Source organism: Nocardia sp. NPDC051750 (genome assembly GCF_044453135.1).
In the GTDB taxonomy this organism is placed as follows: domain Bacteria; phylum Actinomycetota; class Actinomycetes; order Mycobacteriales; family Mycobacteriaceae; genus Nocardia.
The window spans coordinates 75,210-89,029 of the sequence record NZ_JBITCK010000003.1 but is presented as its reverse complement, the minus strand read 5'-3'; the positions used below and the strand labels follow the sequence as shown (position 1 = coordinate 89,029).

Sequence of the window (13,820 nt, the reverse complement as noted above, 5' to 3'; positions counted from 1 at the left end):
CCCGGCTCAGGTCCGCCGAGCCGTGCCCGCCGGGGGCTGCCCGGCGGCGGCTTCGGTTTCCGGCTGAGTCGAGTCCTCCGGGTTCCCGGGTTCCGCAGCAGACGCGGCAGCGTGCGCAGCCGATTCCGGTTCGGCCGGACCTGAAGCCACGGCATCGACGGTGGGCCCGGTCTCGTGCTCCGCGGACGACCCGCCACCCGCAGGGGTCACAGCCGCTGCAGGCGACTCGGTCTCACCGGCCGCAACCGGATCCACGCCCTCCGCAGGCGACTCGGTTCCCTCGGCCGCAACCGGATCCACGACGTCTTTAGGCGACCCGGTCGCTGGTCCGGTCGGACGCGCGATCTCGGCAGATGATGCGCTCGTCCGGGCCGCTCCACCTGAACTCCCGGCCCCGGCCTCGCTCACGGGTTGCACGTCACCGCCAGATGTGTCCGCGGCCGCGGTGGACATGTCGGCGGCGGGGCCGACACTTTCCGCGCCGGGACCGGTTGCCCGGTCATCGGCCCCTGCTTCTACAGCGACCGATGCGGCGGCCTGAGCTGTTCCGTTCTCCTGCTGGGTGTTGCCGGTCGTGACCGGCCCGGCACCCTCGGCAACGGTCCTACCGGGTTCGTCCGCCTGTCCCACCGACGGCCCGATCGACGGACCTGGTGCCGCGTCGACCGCCGGCTCCGTGGCCTCGGCCGGGAGTCCGGGAGCGACCGCGTCCGCCACGGGTTCGGTGCTCGACCGCTCGGCCGGTGCCGGCCGCCCGACGGACTCGCCGACTTCGGGCGCATCCGGTTCGGCGGTCGCCGATTCCGCGGTCGGTGCGGCGCTTTCCGGAGCTGAGGCGGCGGGTGACGGGATCGAACCGACGGCGGCGCTCGGGGAATCGGCGTCGAACGTGCTGGGCTTCTCCTCAGAGGTGGGACCGGATCCCGGTCGGCCGGGCCCCTGACCGGCCGGATCGCCGTGCGAGCTCGGCGACTCGACGGGCACCCCGGTCTGCGGAAGTTGAGCGGCTGCCGCCGGACCTGGCCCGGCGGGGCCGGCCGGTCGCGACTCGGGGCTCCCCTGCGGCACGCCGTCCGCCAGTGACTGCGCGGTGCGCATATCGATCCGCACCGTCGGATTGTTGGAACGGGCGGCAATCCCGGCCGCCCGCTGTTCGGCAGCGGCCCGCCGGGTTGCCTCGGCGGCCGCCTCCTGCGCGGCCGCGGACCTCGGCGTCCCGGGCCCAGGCACCGGCGCCGACCGGGGCGGTGCGGGCGCGGGTGAAGGGACCGATCGCGGCGGTGCGGGTGCGGGCGAAGGCGCCGGTCGCGGTATCGGCGCAGGCGAAGAGGCGGCGGGCGCGGATCGGGGCGGTGCGGGTGCGGCGGCCGGTCGGACCTCAGGCACCGGCCGCGTCCGGGCGGCCGGGTCCACAGCAGGCAGCGCGGTGGTCCGGGTGGCGTTCGCGAGGACGGCCTCCGGAATCCGGACGGTCGGCGACTCGGCGGATGCCGCGGAACTCACGGGCGCCGGTCCGGCGGACGCGGCCCGCGCGCCACCGGCAGCTGCGGGCGGGGCGACGGCAAGTGGCGCGGTGGGTGGGGCCTGGGCCGCCGGCGGTGCGGGCACCGGAGGCGTCTCGGGCTGCCCGCCGGCACGGCGTTTGCGCCGGGACAGCACCCGGTAATCGCCCGGCCGGACCGGCCGGACCCACTGCGCCGCACGCGCGGCCAGCGGTAGCCGCACCCCGATATCGGCGAGCAATTCGTCGATATCGCGGAGGGCGTAGGGCGTCACCGTCCCGTGCGCGTGGCGGCCGCCGGTGTGCTCGTCCAGCCACTGCAGGCGGCTGTCGATCCGCTCGGTCATCGTTTCGATCGCCGGTAGCGCCAGACTTCCGGTGAGCAGGGCCGCGGTCCAATGTGCGGCGGCTTCCGCGCCGACCGCGCTGAGCAGCGAGGTGTTGTAGCCCGCGAAGGTCAGATGCGGCACATCCAGGGGCAGGATCTGCCGGTACAACCGGAAATTCCCGCTGTCGTCGGTGAGCTGCCGCTGCACGTACGGCGTCAGGAAGGGCACCCGCTGCTGGAAGCCGGTAGCGCAGACGACGATATCCGCGCGTATCCGCTGGCCGTCGGACAGTTCGGCGAAGGGACCGGCCGGGCCGCCCCCCAAAGCGACGACCCGCGTCTGTCCGCGGACCGCGATGCGACCCTGCGCCACCTGTTCGGCGAATTCCGTCGTGGCCAGGCCGAATGCGGCATCGTAGGCCTGTTCGAACCGGACTCCGGGAAGCAGCCCGAGCTCGGCGGCCCGGGAGCGCTCCGCCACCAGCGCCTCGATCAGGTCGAGGTTGCTCTCCCGGAAGGAGCGGGCGGGCCCGTGCAGCAGGCGTTCGAACCGGCCCGGATCGGGATGGCGGAAATGCGCGGCACCGGTGCGGGTCAGCAGGATCCGTTCGGCATCGAGGCCGGCGGCGAGGCGTCGCGGCATCTTCCACAGCAGCCGGCGCGCCACCACCGTGGTGTCGGCGGCCACCCGGCTGATCTCGGTGGCCAGGTCACCGGCGGCGGCGCCGTAGCCGACCACGACGACCGAGCGGTCGCGTACCGCCTCCACATCGAGGAACTGGGTGGAATGGCCGAGCTGGCCGCCGGCCCGCGCGAATGCGGTGGCGCCCGCGAAATCCGGGACTTCGGGCTCACTGAAGACACCGTTGGCGATGACCAGGTGGTCGCAGGAGGTGCGGTGCACGCCGTCGGCGTCCCGGATCTCCAGCAGCCAGCCGCCGTCGACCGGGTCCGCGGCCACCACCTCGGTGCGCAGGCGCAACTTATCGGTCAGGCCGAAGGCACGCACGTAGCTCGACAGGTACTCCTGCATCCGTGCGCCGTCGAGAACCCGCGGGTAGTCGGCCGGCATCGGATGGTCGGAGAAGTGGTAGGTGTTCTTGGTGCTCTGCGCCCGCAAGCCCGGGTAACGGCGGGTCTCGCTCCACACGCCACCGATATCGGGGGCGCGATCGAACACTTCGACCGCGAACCCATCCTCAGTCAGGACCTTCGCGCAGACCAGACCCGCGATACCCGCACCGACGATTGCGATGCGGTTCCCGCTCCTCATGGGCGAGAGATTACGTCGGATGCGTCCGGCAGCAAAGCCGGAGATTGCATTTCACTCATCACCGCAGGTCGGGAGGACGGGCCGGGAAGCGGTCCGGTGTGATCACCGCGCACCGGACCTGCGTACATGCCGCGGGCCGGTCGCGCTGTGGTCTCATTGACCTATGACCACTGTCACCGTGGACCGGGCCGGACTGTGGGACGCCGAAGCACTCAGCGATGTCGCCGCCGCGACCTTCCCGCTGGCTTGTCCCCCGGGCACCGATATCGACGACATCGAGGTGTTCCTCACCGATGTGCTCTCCGGTGAACGGTTCGGCGAATACCTGTCCGATCCGGCCCGGACGGTGCTGAAGGCCGTCGCCGACGACGAGATCGTGGGCTACACCATCCTGCACGGCGGGACCCCGGCCGACCCGGCGGTGGCGGCCGCGGTCGACCTGGATCCCGTCCTCGAGATCAGCAAGATGTACGTGCTGCCGGGGCATCACGGCGCCGGGGTGTCGAGCGCGCTTATGCAGGCCGCGCTGGAACGCGCCCGCGGGGCCGGTTACGCCGGTATCTGGCTCGGTGTGAACCAGCAGAATCTGCGCGCGCAGCGGTTCTACGCCAAGTACGGGTTCCAGCAGGTGGGCACCAAGACGTTCACCGTCGGCCGCCAGGTTCACCACGACTTCGTACTGCGCCTGGTTTTCTGACCGCGGCGGAATCAGGCCAGCATGCGGGCTTTCAGCGCCTGGACATCGGACGTGCTCAGACCCAGGCCCTCGTTGACGTACCGGTCGAAACTGCCGTAACTCTGCGCGACCTGGTCGAATGCCGAGTCCAGCCATTCCTGCTCGACCCCGGCCAGGCCGTCACCGGGCGCCGCATTGCGATAGTGATTGGACAGCAGGTAATCCCCGGTGACGGTATCGCGGTCCACACCGAGCACCGTGAGCAACACCGCGGCCACCCAGCCGGTGCGGTCCTTGCCCGCGGTGCAGTGGAACACCACCGCCCCGCCCTCCGGAGTCCGTCCGGTCTCGATGACATCGCGCAGTACCGAGGCCACCGCCCGGTTCGCGCCGGGGGCCGTGACCAGTGCGCGGTACATCTCGTTGCCGCCGGCGAGCGTCGACATCAGCTCGGGCAGTGGCGCAGCCCCGATGACGTCGTACCAGTTGGACTGCGCGCCGGCGGGAATCCGGTCCGGGCCGAGCGCACGCTCGTACACAGTGCGCAGATCATCGACCTTCCGGACCCCGAGCCGAGTGAGTTCGGCCAGGTCCGCGGGGGTGAGGTTGGTGAGCTGATCGGTGCGGAAAGCGATTCCGCTGCGGACGGTGTGCCCGTCGGCGGTGCGGTAACCGCCCAGATCCCGGGCGTTCGGGGCACCGGCGAGATGCAACGAGCGATCGACCTGGAGTAGCTCGGCGGCGGGCGGCGGATCGGCGAGACCCACTGCGGTCGCCGGACCGAAGGCCACCAGCAGACCGGTGAGGACAGCGACCGGTACCCGTGCCGGACCATGAACCATGGTGGAACTCCCATCGCTACTCGGCGGCCACCCGCGCCCGACTCAGCAAACCAACCCACGGGCCCCCGGTCAACCCGGAAACGGCGTGGCGCCCGCGCGTCCCGGGGTAGGACGGACGGCTCCGGACGAACGCCCGGCTACCATCCAGCGGCGTTCAGGCCGCGACCTCGAACCGCGACAGCGCCAGCAGCCGGGAGATCGCGCGCAGATACTTCTTGCGGTACCCGCCGTCGAGCATCTCCTGGGAGAAGATCTCGTCGAGTTTCGCCCCGGAAACGGTCACCGGAGTTCCGGCGTCGTACAGCCGGTCGGCCAGTACCACCAGGCGCAGGGCCACGGCCTGATCGGTCACCGGGTGCACACCGGAGACCAGCACGGCGGGGACGCCGTCGATGAGGGCTCCGTACTTGGACGGGTGCAGGGTGCTGAGATGGTGCAGCAGGGCATCGAAATCGTCCAGCGTCGCACCGGGAGTCGCGGCGGCGCGTTCCGTCAGCTGTTCCGGGCTGCTCGGTTCGGGAGCGGGTGGCAGATCGCGGTGCCGGTAGTCGGGGCCGTCCACCCGCACCGTGTCGAAGATCGACCCCAGCTTCTTGATCTCGCGCAGGAAGTCCTGGGCGGCGAAGCGCCCCTCCCCCAGCTGGCCGGGCAGGGTGTTGGAGGTGGCCGCGATCGAGACACCGCTCGCGGAGAGCTCGGTCAGCAGCCGGGAGACGAGCATGGTGTCGCCCGGGTCGTCGAGTTCGAATTCATCGATGCACAGGACACTGTTGGCCGCGAGCCGCTGCACGGCGTTGGCGAAACCCAGTGCGCCGACCAGGTTGGTGAGCTCACCGAAGGTGCCGAAGGATTTCGGTGCCGGGGCGCTGTGGAAGATCGAGGCCAGCAGGTGGGTCTTACCGACACCGAAACCGCCGTCCAGGTACAGGCCGGCGCCCTGGGCGGGTTTCTTCTTGCCGAACAACGATTTCTTCTGGCTCGCTTTGTGGATCGCGGCAACTTTGGCCGCGAATGCGCGGCCCGCCGCGACCGCCGCGGCCTGGCTCGGTTCGTTCGGGTCGGGAATGTAGGTGTCGAAACCGACCTCGTCGAACATGGGCGGGGGCACCATCTGGGCGACCAACTGGTCGGCGGGGACCTCCGGGCGGCGGTCGACGAGGCGTTCTTGCATGGACGTAGCCTAATGACGTGATATGAGCTGTTGTTATGCAGCGTATCCCTGATGCGATCCAGCTCACAGACCTCGACAACGCGGCCCTGGCCGACCTGTACGCCTATCCGGCCGCGCGGGAAGAAAGTTGGCTGCGGGTCAATTTCGTTTCCAGTATCGACGGCGCGGTCACCGGATCGGGCGGGGTCTCGGAAGTTCTCGGCACACCGGCGGACAAACGGGTGTTCCACCTGCTGCGAGAACTCGCCGAGGTCGTGCTCGTCGGTGCCGGTACCGTGCGCGCCGAGAACTACGGCGGCGCCCAGACCGATGCCCGGTTGCGGCGCACCCTGTATGCCCGGGGTGTGGGCGGACATCCCGAGGGCGACCCGCCGCCGATCGCGATCGTGACGGCGTCCGCCGGGGTGGACCCCGAGCACCGGGCGATCACCACCGCCCGTACCCCGACGCTCATCCTGACCACCGCGGCCGCATCCGCCGCCCGTAAACGCGCACTCGCCGAGGCGGGCGCGGACGTGATCGAGGTCGGCGATCACGTCATCGCGCCGCAGGCACTGCCGGGTGTGCTGGCGGCCCGCGGACTGCGGCGGGTGCTGTGCGAGGGCGGGCCGCAATTGTTCGGGTCGCTGGCCGGCGCCGGAGCCGTCGACGAACTGTGCCTCACCACCGCCCCGCTGCTCACCGGCGGCGGCGCGCGGCGGATCTCCGTATCGCACGAGGCCTTCGCCCGGCAGATGACACCGGTGCATGTGCTGTTCGATACCGACGGGACCATCCTCACCCGCTGGGTGCGCACGTGACCGCGGCCTGTCCCGCAGCCACCGGTGGTGTCCCGCTCAGGCGAATCCGAACCGGACCTGGCAGGGTGTAGCGCATGCGCTGGACTCGGGCAGTGGTGCCGGCCTCGGCACTCTTGATCATGATCGCCGGATGTGGCGCCGGTCCTTCGGACCGCCCGCATGTCGCCGTCGAACGTCCGCCTGTGCCAGGCGATTCCACCACCTCGGCCCAGGTCCCGCCGCCACCGGCGGCCGAGGTTCCGGCAAAGGATCTGGCCTGGCGCGACTGCACCCGCGAGACATTCGACGAATCCGGGATGGGCCCGGGGCCGGCCGGGCTGGTGCTCGAATGCGCGGATTTCTCGACTCCGATCGATACCGCGGGCACGGTACTCGGCAACTTCCGCGCCGGTGCGGTACGCGCCCGCCTCCCGCAGACCCCGGCCGACGCCACCCCGCTGGTCCTGACCTCGGGAGTGGACCGCTCCTCGACCGCCACCCTCGCGGGTCTGGCCACCGGACCGGCCGGCGCGCTGCTGGCCGCCCATCCCGTCGTCGCCGTGGATCGCCGCGGGATCGGCAGCTCCCAGGCGATCGACTGCCTGCCCGCCGATATCCGGAGCGGCCTGCAGGACAACGCCCAGTTCGCCCCCGGCGGCGACCCGGTGGCCGCCATGATCGACCTGTCCCGCAACGGCACCATCGCCTGCCGGGACTTCCTGCAGCCCTACGACGGCACCTTCGACGCCGCGCACGCCGCCGACGATATCGAGCAACTACGCCGGGAATGGGGGGTCGAGCACATCGCGCTCCTCGGCACCGGCAGCGGCGCCCAGGTCGGGCTGGAGTACGCCCGGAAGTACGGTTCCCAGCTGGCCCGGCTGGTGCTCGATTCGCCCACCCCGGTCGGCGTGGACATCATCACCCGGACCGAAACCGCGGTCCAGGGCGCGGAGGCGGCACTGAATGCGTTCGCGCAGCAGTGCGCCGGGATCGCCTGTTCGCTCGGGCCCGATCCGCGCACGAAGGTGACCGAATTGGTCGGCAAGGCCGCCGCAGGTCAGCTGGGCGACATTTCGGCAAACGCGGTACGCACCGCGGTCACCGGGTTCCTCGGCAGCCCGCGTGGCGACCAGGCGAGCCGGGTGGCCGAGCTGGCCGATGCGCTGTCGGCAGCCGATCGTGGCGATGTGAACGCCCTGCGGGCAATCGTCGACCGCCAGGAGACCGCGACCGCCGGCGACGGCCAGTTCGTCAACGGTTGTACCGATATCCCGCAGCCGCCGCCCGCCCCGCAGGTCACCGACCTGTCCGGTATCTGGGCCGAGAAATATCCCGCGTTCGGCCGGTCAGCGGCACTGTCGATGCTGGTCTGCTCGGCGTGGCCGGTCACCGAAGCACCACCCCGGCTGGAGAAACTGGAACTGCCGGTGCTGGTGTTCACCGGGGCCGGCGACCCGGTGAGCGGGACCGCCGCGGCGTCGGTGACGGGCGCTCTCGGCGCCGCGGGGGCCCGGCACGCGACCATGAACTGGCAGGGGTGGGGTCATCCGGTCAGTACCCACTCCGGCTGCGCGCAGACCGCGCTCGTCGACTATCTGAAGGACGGACGGCTCCCCGGCGACGGCAGCGCCTGCCCGGCCTGACCGGGCCACCGGCACCCCGGTCCGCGGATGCCGCGAGCGGGGTCGCACGTGCGCCTGACCGGCGCGTCGAGGGTGGGTCCCGGCAACACCGCGGCACCATCCGGTGTACCGTGCCGTGGTGTTCCTTCGACAGCTCGAGCCTCGCACCGCTCGAACCACCGCCGACGTGATCCGGTTCGCGCTCTGGCCGCTGGCGGTCATGACCGTGCTGAACCGGGTGTTCATCAAGGCTGTCAATGGTTTCGTCACCGACGACTACAAGCCGGTGTATCAAGCCTCGCTGAATTTCCTCAACGGGCGTGAGGTGTACACGGCGAATTTCGAGTCGGTGGACCCGCACTACCTGTATCCGCCCAGTGGCACCCTGCTGATCGCACCGATCGCGGTGATCGATTACGAGAAGTCGCGCTGGCTGTTCATCCTGCTCAACGCGGTGGCAATCCTGATCGCGTGGTATCTGCTGCTCAAGCTGTTCAACTACACGCTGCGCTCGATCGCCGCCCCGGCCCTGCTGCTGGCGATGTTCCTGTCCGAGACGGTGATCAACACCCTGGTGTTCACCAACGTCAACGGATGCCTGCTGCTGGCCGAGGTCCTGTTCCTGATCTTGTTGTTGCAGCGACGCGACCTGTGGGCCGGAGTTGTGCTCGGGCTGACCATCGCGGTAAAGCCCACACTCGCCCCGCTACTGCTGATAGCCCTGGTCCGCAAGCAGTGGAATGTCTTCACCACGGCGCTGGGGGTACCGATCGTCCTGACGGCTATCGCTTGGCCGCTGTCCAAGGACCCGGAACGGTTCTTCAGCCGGACCTTCCCGTACCTGATGGAGACGCGCGACTACTTCAATAGCGCCATCCCCGGCAACGCCGAGTACTACGGGCTGCCGCCGTGGCTGACGTGGGGTATCCGGCTGTCCATGGCCGTGCTGGTGCTGATCTCGCTGTGGATTCTGTACCGGTACTACCGCGAGGACGAACTGTTCTTCGTCACGACCGCGTCGGGTGTGCTGCTGACCGCCGAGTTCCTGCTCGCCTCGCTGGGCCAGATGTACTACTCGATGATGCTGTTCCCGTTCCTGATGTCGGTGGTCCTGCGCAATTCGGTACTGCGCAACTGGCCTGCCTGGCTGGCGGTATTCGGATTCATGTCCTACGACAAATGGCTGTCGGACCGCTGGCCCGATATCGGCCGCAACCTCGAATACCTGCGGATCACCTTCGGCTGGGGCCTGCTGCTGATCGTGGTGTTCTGTGTCCTGGGCGACCGGTATCTGGCCGCCCGCCGGGCGGGCCGGCTGCCCCACCTCGACCCCGAGTGGATGTCCGCCGCGCCCGATTCCCGGGACACCGGCGACGGCCCCGGCGCGACGGGCACCGAACCGGACCGCCCCGAACGCGCCCAGGCGGGTGCCGCACCGGCCGACCCCGCGCCCGCCGGTGCGCGCATGGCCGAGACGCAGGCCGTTCACGGCTGATACGAGACGTCGCGGCGTAGTCGTATTAGCGTGGACGTATGAGTTCCGAAGCCGATGCGACCGATACCTCCCTGCCTGCCCCGAAGATCCAGCTGACCCCGCAGGAATGGCGGGCGAAACTGGATCCGAAGGAGTACGCCGTACTCCGGGAGGCCGGCACCGAGCGACCGTTCACCGGCGAGTACACCGACACCACCACCGACGGTGTCTACAGCTGCCGGGCCTGCGGCGCCGAACTCTTCCGCAGTAACGAGAAGTTCGAATCGCACTGCGGATGGCCGTCCTTCTTCGATCCGGCGGACTCGGACGCGGTCCTGCTGCGGGAGGACGATTCGCTGGGGATGCGCCGTGTCGAAGTGCTGTGCGCGAACTGCCACAGCCACCTCGGACACGTCTTCGAAGGCGAGGGATATCCGACGCCCACCGACAAGCGGTACTGCATCAACTCGATCTCGCTGCGGCTGCACCCCTCGACCAGCTCAGCGGAGTGAGCTCTCCGTTTGCCGAGCGGTACGTTACGTAAAGACCGCCCGGTCCACATGCCCCTATTTCCAGGGGCGCGACCGGGCGGTCGGTTTTTTCACGCGGTCAGGGCAACGCGGTGACGAGCTGATCGATCTCGACTCGCGGGCCGGTGTAGAACGGCGTCTCCTCCCGGACGTGCATCCGGGCCTCGGTCGCCCGCAGGTCCCGCATCAGATCGACGATCCGGTGCAGTTCCGGCGCCTCGAACGCGAGAATCCACTCGTAGTCACCCAGGGCGAAGGACGAGACGGTGTTCGCCCGCACGTCCGCGTAGCCGCGGGCCTGCTTACCGTGATCGGCGAGCATCTTGCGGCGTTCGTCGTCGGGCAGCAGATACCACTCGTAAGAGCGGACGAACGGATACACGCAGATGTAGTTCCCGGCCTCCTCCCCGGCCAGGAAAGCCGGGATATGGCTCTTGTTGAACTCCGCGGGCCGGTGCAGCGCGACATTGCTCCACACCGGGGTGCTGGCCCGGCCGAGTTCGGTGGTCCGCCGGAAGTCGGCATACGCCGCCTGCAGGTCCTCGACCCGTTCGGCGTGGGTCCACACCATGAAATCGGCGTCGGCGCGCATACCGGCCACATCGTAGATACCGCGGACCACCACATCCCGATCCGCGAGCCCGTCGAAGAACGCGCGCGCCTCCTTGATCGCCGCCGCCCGGTCTTCCCCCAACGCACCCGGCCGCACCTGGTACACGGAGAACATCAGATAGCGAATGGTGGAGTTGAGGGCCTGGTAATCGAGTCGCGCCATGACCCCACTGTATATATTTGCGCCGCCTGCGGCGGCACGGGTTCGGCTCCGGAGGGACCCCGTGTACTCGACCCCGGAAGGCCGTAATCGGGTTGGTGGCGTGGTGCGGCCTCTACCGTCCGGGAGACCGGCTGCCGGTGCGTGCGGTGGCGATACTCCGGGCGGCGGCGGACGCCGAGGCAACGCAGGCCGGCACACCCACTCCGTGCAGGTAGGCGCCGGTTACCGCGAGATCGTCGAAGCGCGCCAGCTCGGATTCTATTTCGGTGACCCGCTCGAGATGGCCGGGCGCGTACTGGGCGAGGCCACCCGGCCAGCGCTGCACGACCGCCGAACGGGGGTCGATCGGCACTCCGGTCACCGTGGCCAGATCGGCCGTCGCGGCGACCACGAGATCGGCATCCGGCAGCGTCGCGGCGCTATCGTCGCCGAACCGGCCGAACGATACGCGGACCACAGCAGTGTCCCGCGCCGCCAGATGCGGCCATTTCCGGCTGGACAGGGTGAACGCCTTGGCACGCAACGGTTCCCCGGTGGCCACCAGGACCCCCGAGTTCGGCGGCAACCTGGTGTCCTTCGGCAATTCCAGCACGACCAGGGCGGACGAGGACAGTTGGATACCGGCCGCCGCGTGCGCCGCGGCCGGTGCGACCTCGGCCAGTAACCGGGCTGTCACCGGTGCGGGGGTCGCCAGCACGACCGCGTCGAACTCGCCGACCGGGTCCACCTGCCAGCCTCCGGGTACCCGACGTAAGGCAGTCACCGCCGTCTCGCGGACTGTCACCGGCGCCGACCGCTCGGTCAGGGCCCGCAGCAGGACGGCGTAGCCGTCGCGGAGAGCGCCGAACACGGGGGCGTCCGACGGTGGCGGCAGCGCGGCCGCGACCGCGGCGGTGAGACTGCCGGCACCCCGGTCGAGGGCGGCGGCCAGGGTGGGCAGTGCCGCGCGCAGCCCGATCGACCGGGCCGTACCCGCGTAGACGCCGCCGAGCAGGGGGTCGACGCTGCGTGCCACGGTCTGCGCGCCGAACCGGTCCGCGACCAGCGAGTACACGTCGATATCGGTGCCCGGGCGCCACATGAAGGGCCGGGTGGGTTCGTCCGCTATCCGCGCCACCGTTTCCGCGTCGAGCAGGCCCGTGACGGTCTCGGGGCCGGACGGTATACCCATCAGCGTCCGCTCGGGCAGCGGATGTGCCCGCCCACCGGCCCACACGAGCGGTCGCAGACCGGCAGGATGGACCAGCTGATCAGCGATACCGAGTTCCCGCAACAGCGCCGGGACCTCCGGCCGCCGTCCCACGAACGCCTCCGCGCCCAGGTCGACCGGTTCACCCCCGACCTCGCCGGTACGTAGTACGCCGCCGAGCCGGACGCGGCTCTCGATCACGGTGAGATCGGCCGATTCACCGAGCGACTGCCGCAGCCGGTAGGCCGCGACCAGTCCGCTGATCCCCCCACCGACCACCGCGACTCGCATACTCCGACCGTAGCCTGTGCCCAGCCACGAACGGCGTCCACCCTCCACGCATCGGCGTGCGCGCGGATTACCTGCCGGGCAAGCGAAGTCACGAGGACCGCGTTGCCGGCACACCTCGGTCATCGTCGCCCCGGGGCCTGCGCCGCGCAACAGCCCGAGTGGCCCCGCAATGCGCCGGGTGGCCACGGAGCCGCCCGCCGCAGCACGACCATCCGCCACGCTTCCGACCGGGTGTCCGACGGAATGCGGCGGGTGATCGTCAGAGTTCGTGTACCAGCTCCACCAGCGCCGTCAGTACACCGGGATCGGTCTCCGGCAGTACGCCGTGCCCGAGATTGAAGATATGGCCGGCGGCCCCCATGGCAACGGCCGAATCCGCCTCGTCGGCGATCCGGCGCGCCTCGGCTTCCACGACCGGCCAGCCCGCGAACAGAACGGCGGGATCGAGATTGCCCTGGAGCCCCTTTCCGGGGCCGACCCGGCGCACCGCTTCGGTGAGCGGCAACCGCCAGTCGACCCCGACCACATCGGCGCCCGCCTCACCCATCGCGCCGAGCAACTCGGCGGTACCGACACCGAAATGGATCCGGGGGACCCCGGCGTCGGCGATCTCGGCGAATACCCGCTCCGAATGCGGCAGCACATAGCGGCGGTAGTCGGCCTGCGACAATGCCCCGGCCCACGAATCGAACAGCTGCACCGCATCCACGCCCGCCTCCAGCTGCGCCCGCAGGAACACGATGGTGATATCGGTGAGCACCCCCAGCAGGGCATGCCAGGCGGCAGGATCACCGTGCATCATCGCCTTGGTGCGCTCGTGGTGCTTACTGGGCCCGCCCTCGACCAGGTAGGAGGCCAGGGTGAACGGCGCGCCGGCGAAACCGATCAGTGGGGTCTGCCCGAGCTCGCCGACCAGCAGCCGTACCCCGTCGGTCACGGCGCCGACCTCCTCGTCACGCAACCGGGGCAGGGCCGCGATATCGGCGGCGTTGCGGACGGGTGCGGTGACCACCGGGCCCACCCCGGGCGCGATATCGAGGTCGATCCCGGCCGCCTTGAGCGGGACGACGATATCGGAGAACAAGATCGCCGCGTCCACACCGTGGCGGCGGACCGGCTGCATGGTGATCTCACAGACCAGTTCCGGATCGAAACACGACTGCAGCATTCCGATTCCCGCCCGCAGTTCCCGGTATTCCGGCAGCGAACGCCCGGCCTGCCGCATGAACCACACCGGCCGCCGGGCCGGGGTCGCCCCGGACGCGGCGGCCAGGAACGGGGCATCGGACAACTGGCGGCGCATGTAAGTGCTCATCACCGGTCATCGTATGCGGACCCGTCCGGCGCGCAGTGAAAGCCCGGACGA

Annotated in this window: 11 protein-coding genes; 5 read left to right on the top strand and 6 right to left on the bottom strand. The window is 70.1% G+C overall.

The genetic code is table 11. The features are described 5' to 3' along the window. Window positions 1-6 precede the first annotated feature (6 nt). Complete coding sequence (locus ACIA75_RS14030) at window positions 7-3,102, bottom strand: FAD-dependent oxidoreductase (RefSeq protein ID WP_397103687.1); 3,096 nt, start codon at window positions 3,100-3,102, stop codon at window positions 7-9. A 163-nt stretch (window positions 3,103-3,265) separates the two neighbouring features. On the opposite strand from ACIA75_RS14030, the gene ACIA75_RS14025 reads away from it, so the two are divergent. Continuing rightward, entirely contained in the window at window positions 3,266-3,799 is a 534-nt protein-coding gene (locus ACIA75_RS14025; RefSeq protein ID WP_397103685.1) for a GNAT family N-acetyltransferase, read from the top strand. Between the two features lie 11 nt (window positions 3,800-3,810). Here the strand turns inward: ACIA75_RS14025 and ACIA75_RS14020 are convergent, their stop codons facing one another. Together ACIA75_RS14020 and zapE are read right to left on the bottom strand one after the other, a co-directional pair. Continuing rightward, window positions 3,811-4,620, bottom strand: a complete 810-nt coding sequence (locus tag ACIA75_RS14020; RefSeq protein WP_397103683.1) for a tyrosine-protein phosphatase — start codon at window positions 4,618-4,620, stop codon at window positions 3,811-3,813. Between the two features lie 154 nt (window positions 4,621-4,774). Further along, window positions 4,775-5,791: a cell division protein ZapE gene (zapE, locus tag ACIA75_RS14015; RefSeq protein ID WP_397103681.1), complete on the bottom strand. Its 1,017-nt coding sequence runs from the start codon at window positions 5,789-5,791 to the stop codon at window positions 4,775-4,777. Window positions 5,792-5,826: 35 nt separating this feature from the next. Here zapE and ACIA75_RS14010 point away from each other — a divergent pair, with 35 nt between their 5' ends. From ACIA75_RS14010 to msrB, 4 genes are all read left to right on the top strand, one after another. Then, window positions 5,827-6,591 carry a pyrimidine reductase family protein gene (locus ACIA75_RS14010; RefSeq protein WP_397103679.1) on the top strand — a complete coding sequence of 255 codons (765 nt, stop codon included), beginning with the start codon at window positions 5,827-5,829 and terminating at the stop codon, window positions 6,589-6,591. A gap of 74 nt (window positions 6,592-6,665) precedes the next feature. Continuing rightward, window positions 6,666-8,216: an alpha/beta hydrolase gene (locus ACIA75_RS14005; protein WP_397103677.1), complete on the top strand. Its 1,551-nt coding sequence runs from the start codon at window positions 6,666-6,668 to the stop codon at window positions 8,214-8,216. Window positions 8,217-8,334: 118 nt separating this feature from the next. After that, window positions 8,335-9,690 (top strand): glycosyltransferase family 87 protein, encoded by a 1,356-nt coding sequence (locus ACIA75_RS14000; RefSeq protein ID WP_397103675.1) that lies wholly within the window; start codon window positions 8,335-8,337, stop codon window positions 9,688-9,690. Between the two features lie 38 nt (window positions 9,691-9,728). After that, the gene (gene msrB, locus ACIA75_RS13995; RefSeq protein WP_397103673.1) at window positions 9,729-10,181 is read left to right on the top strand and encodes a peptide-methionine (R)-S-oxide reductase MsrB; all 453 of its coding nucleotides are present in this window, start codon (window positions 9,729-9,731) and stop codon (window positions 10,179-10,181) included. 97 nt (window positions 10,182-10,278) lie between these two features. Here the strand turns inward: msrB and hemQ are convergent, their stop codons facing one another. The 3 genes from hemQ to hemE form a co-directional block, all read right to left on the bottom strand. After that, a complete protein-coding gene (gene hemQ / locus ACIA75_RS13990) occupies window positions 10,279-10,974 on the bottom strand; it encodes a hydrogen peroxide-dependent heme synthase (RefSeq protein WP_397103671.1) in 696 nt (231 codons plus the stop codon). Between the two features lie 112 nt (window positions 10,975-11,086). Further along, window positions 11,087-12,454, bottom strand: coding sequence for a protoporphyrinogen oxidase (locus ACIA75_RS13985; protein WP_397103669.1), 1,368 nt, complete (start codon window positions 12,452-12,454; stop codon window positions 11,087-11,089). A gap of 259 nt (window positions 12,455-12,713) precedes the next feature. Next, the gene (gene hemE / locus ACIA75_RS13980) at window positions 12,714-13,769 is read right to left on the bottom strand and encodes a uroporphyrinogen decarboxylase (RefSeq protein ID WP_397103667.1); all 1,056 of its coding nucleotides are present in this window, start codon (window positions 13,767-13,769) and stop codon (window positions 12,714-12,716) included. Between the last annotated feature and the right edge of the window lie 51 nt (window positions 13,770-13,820).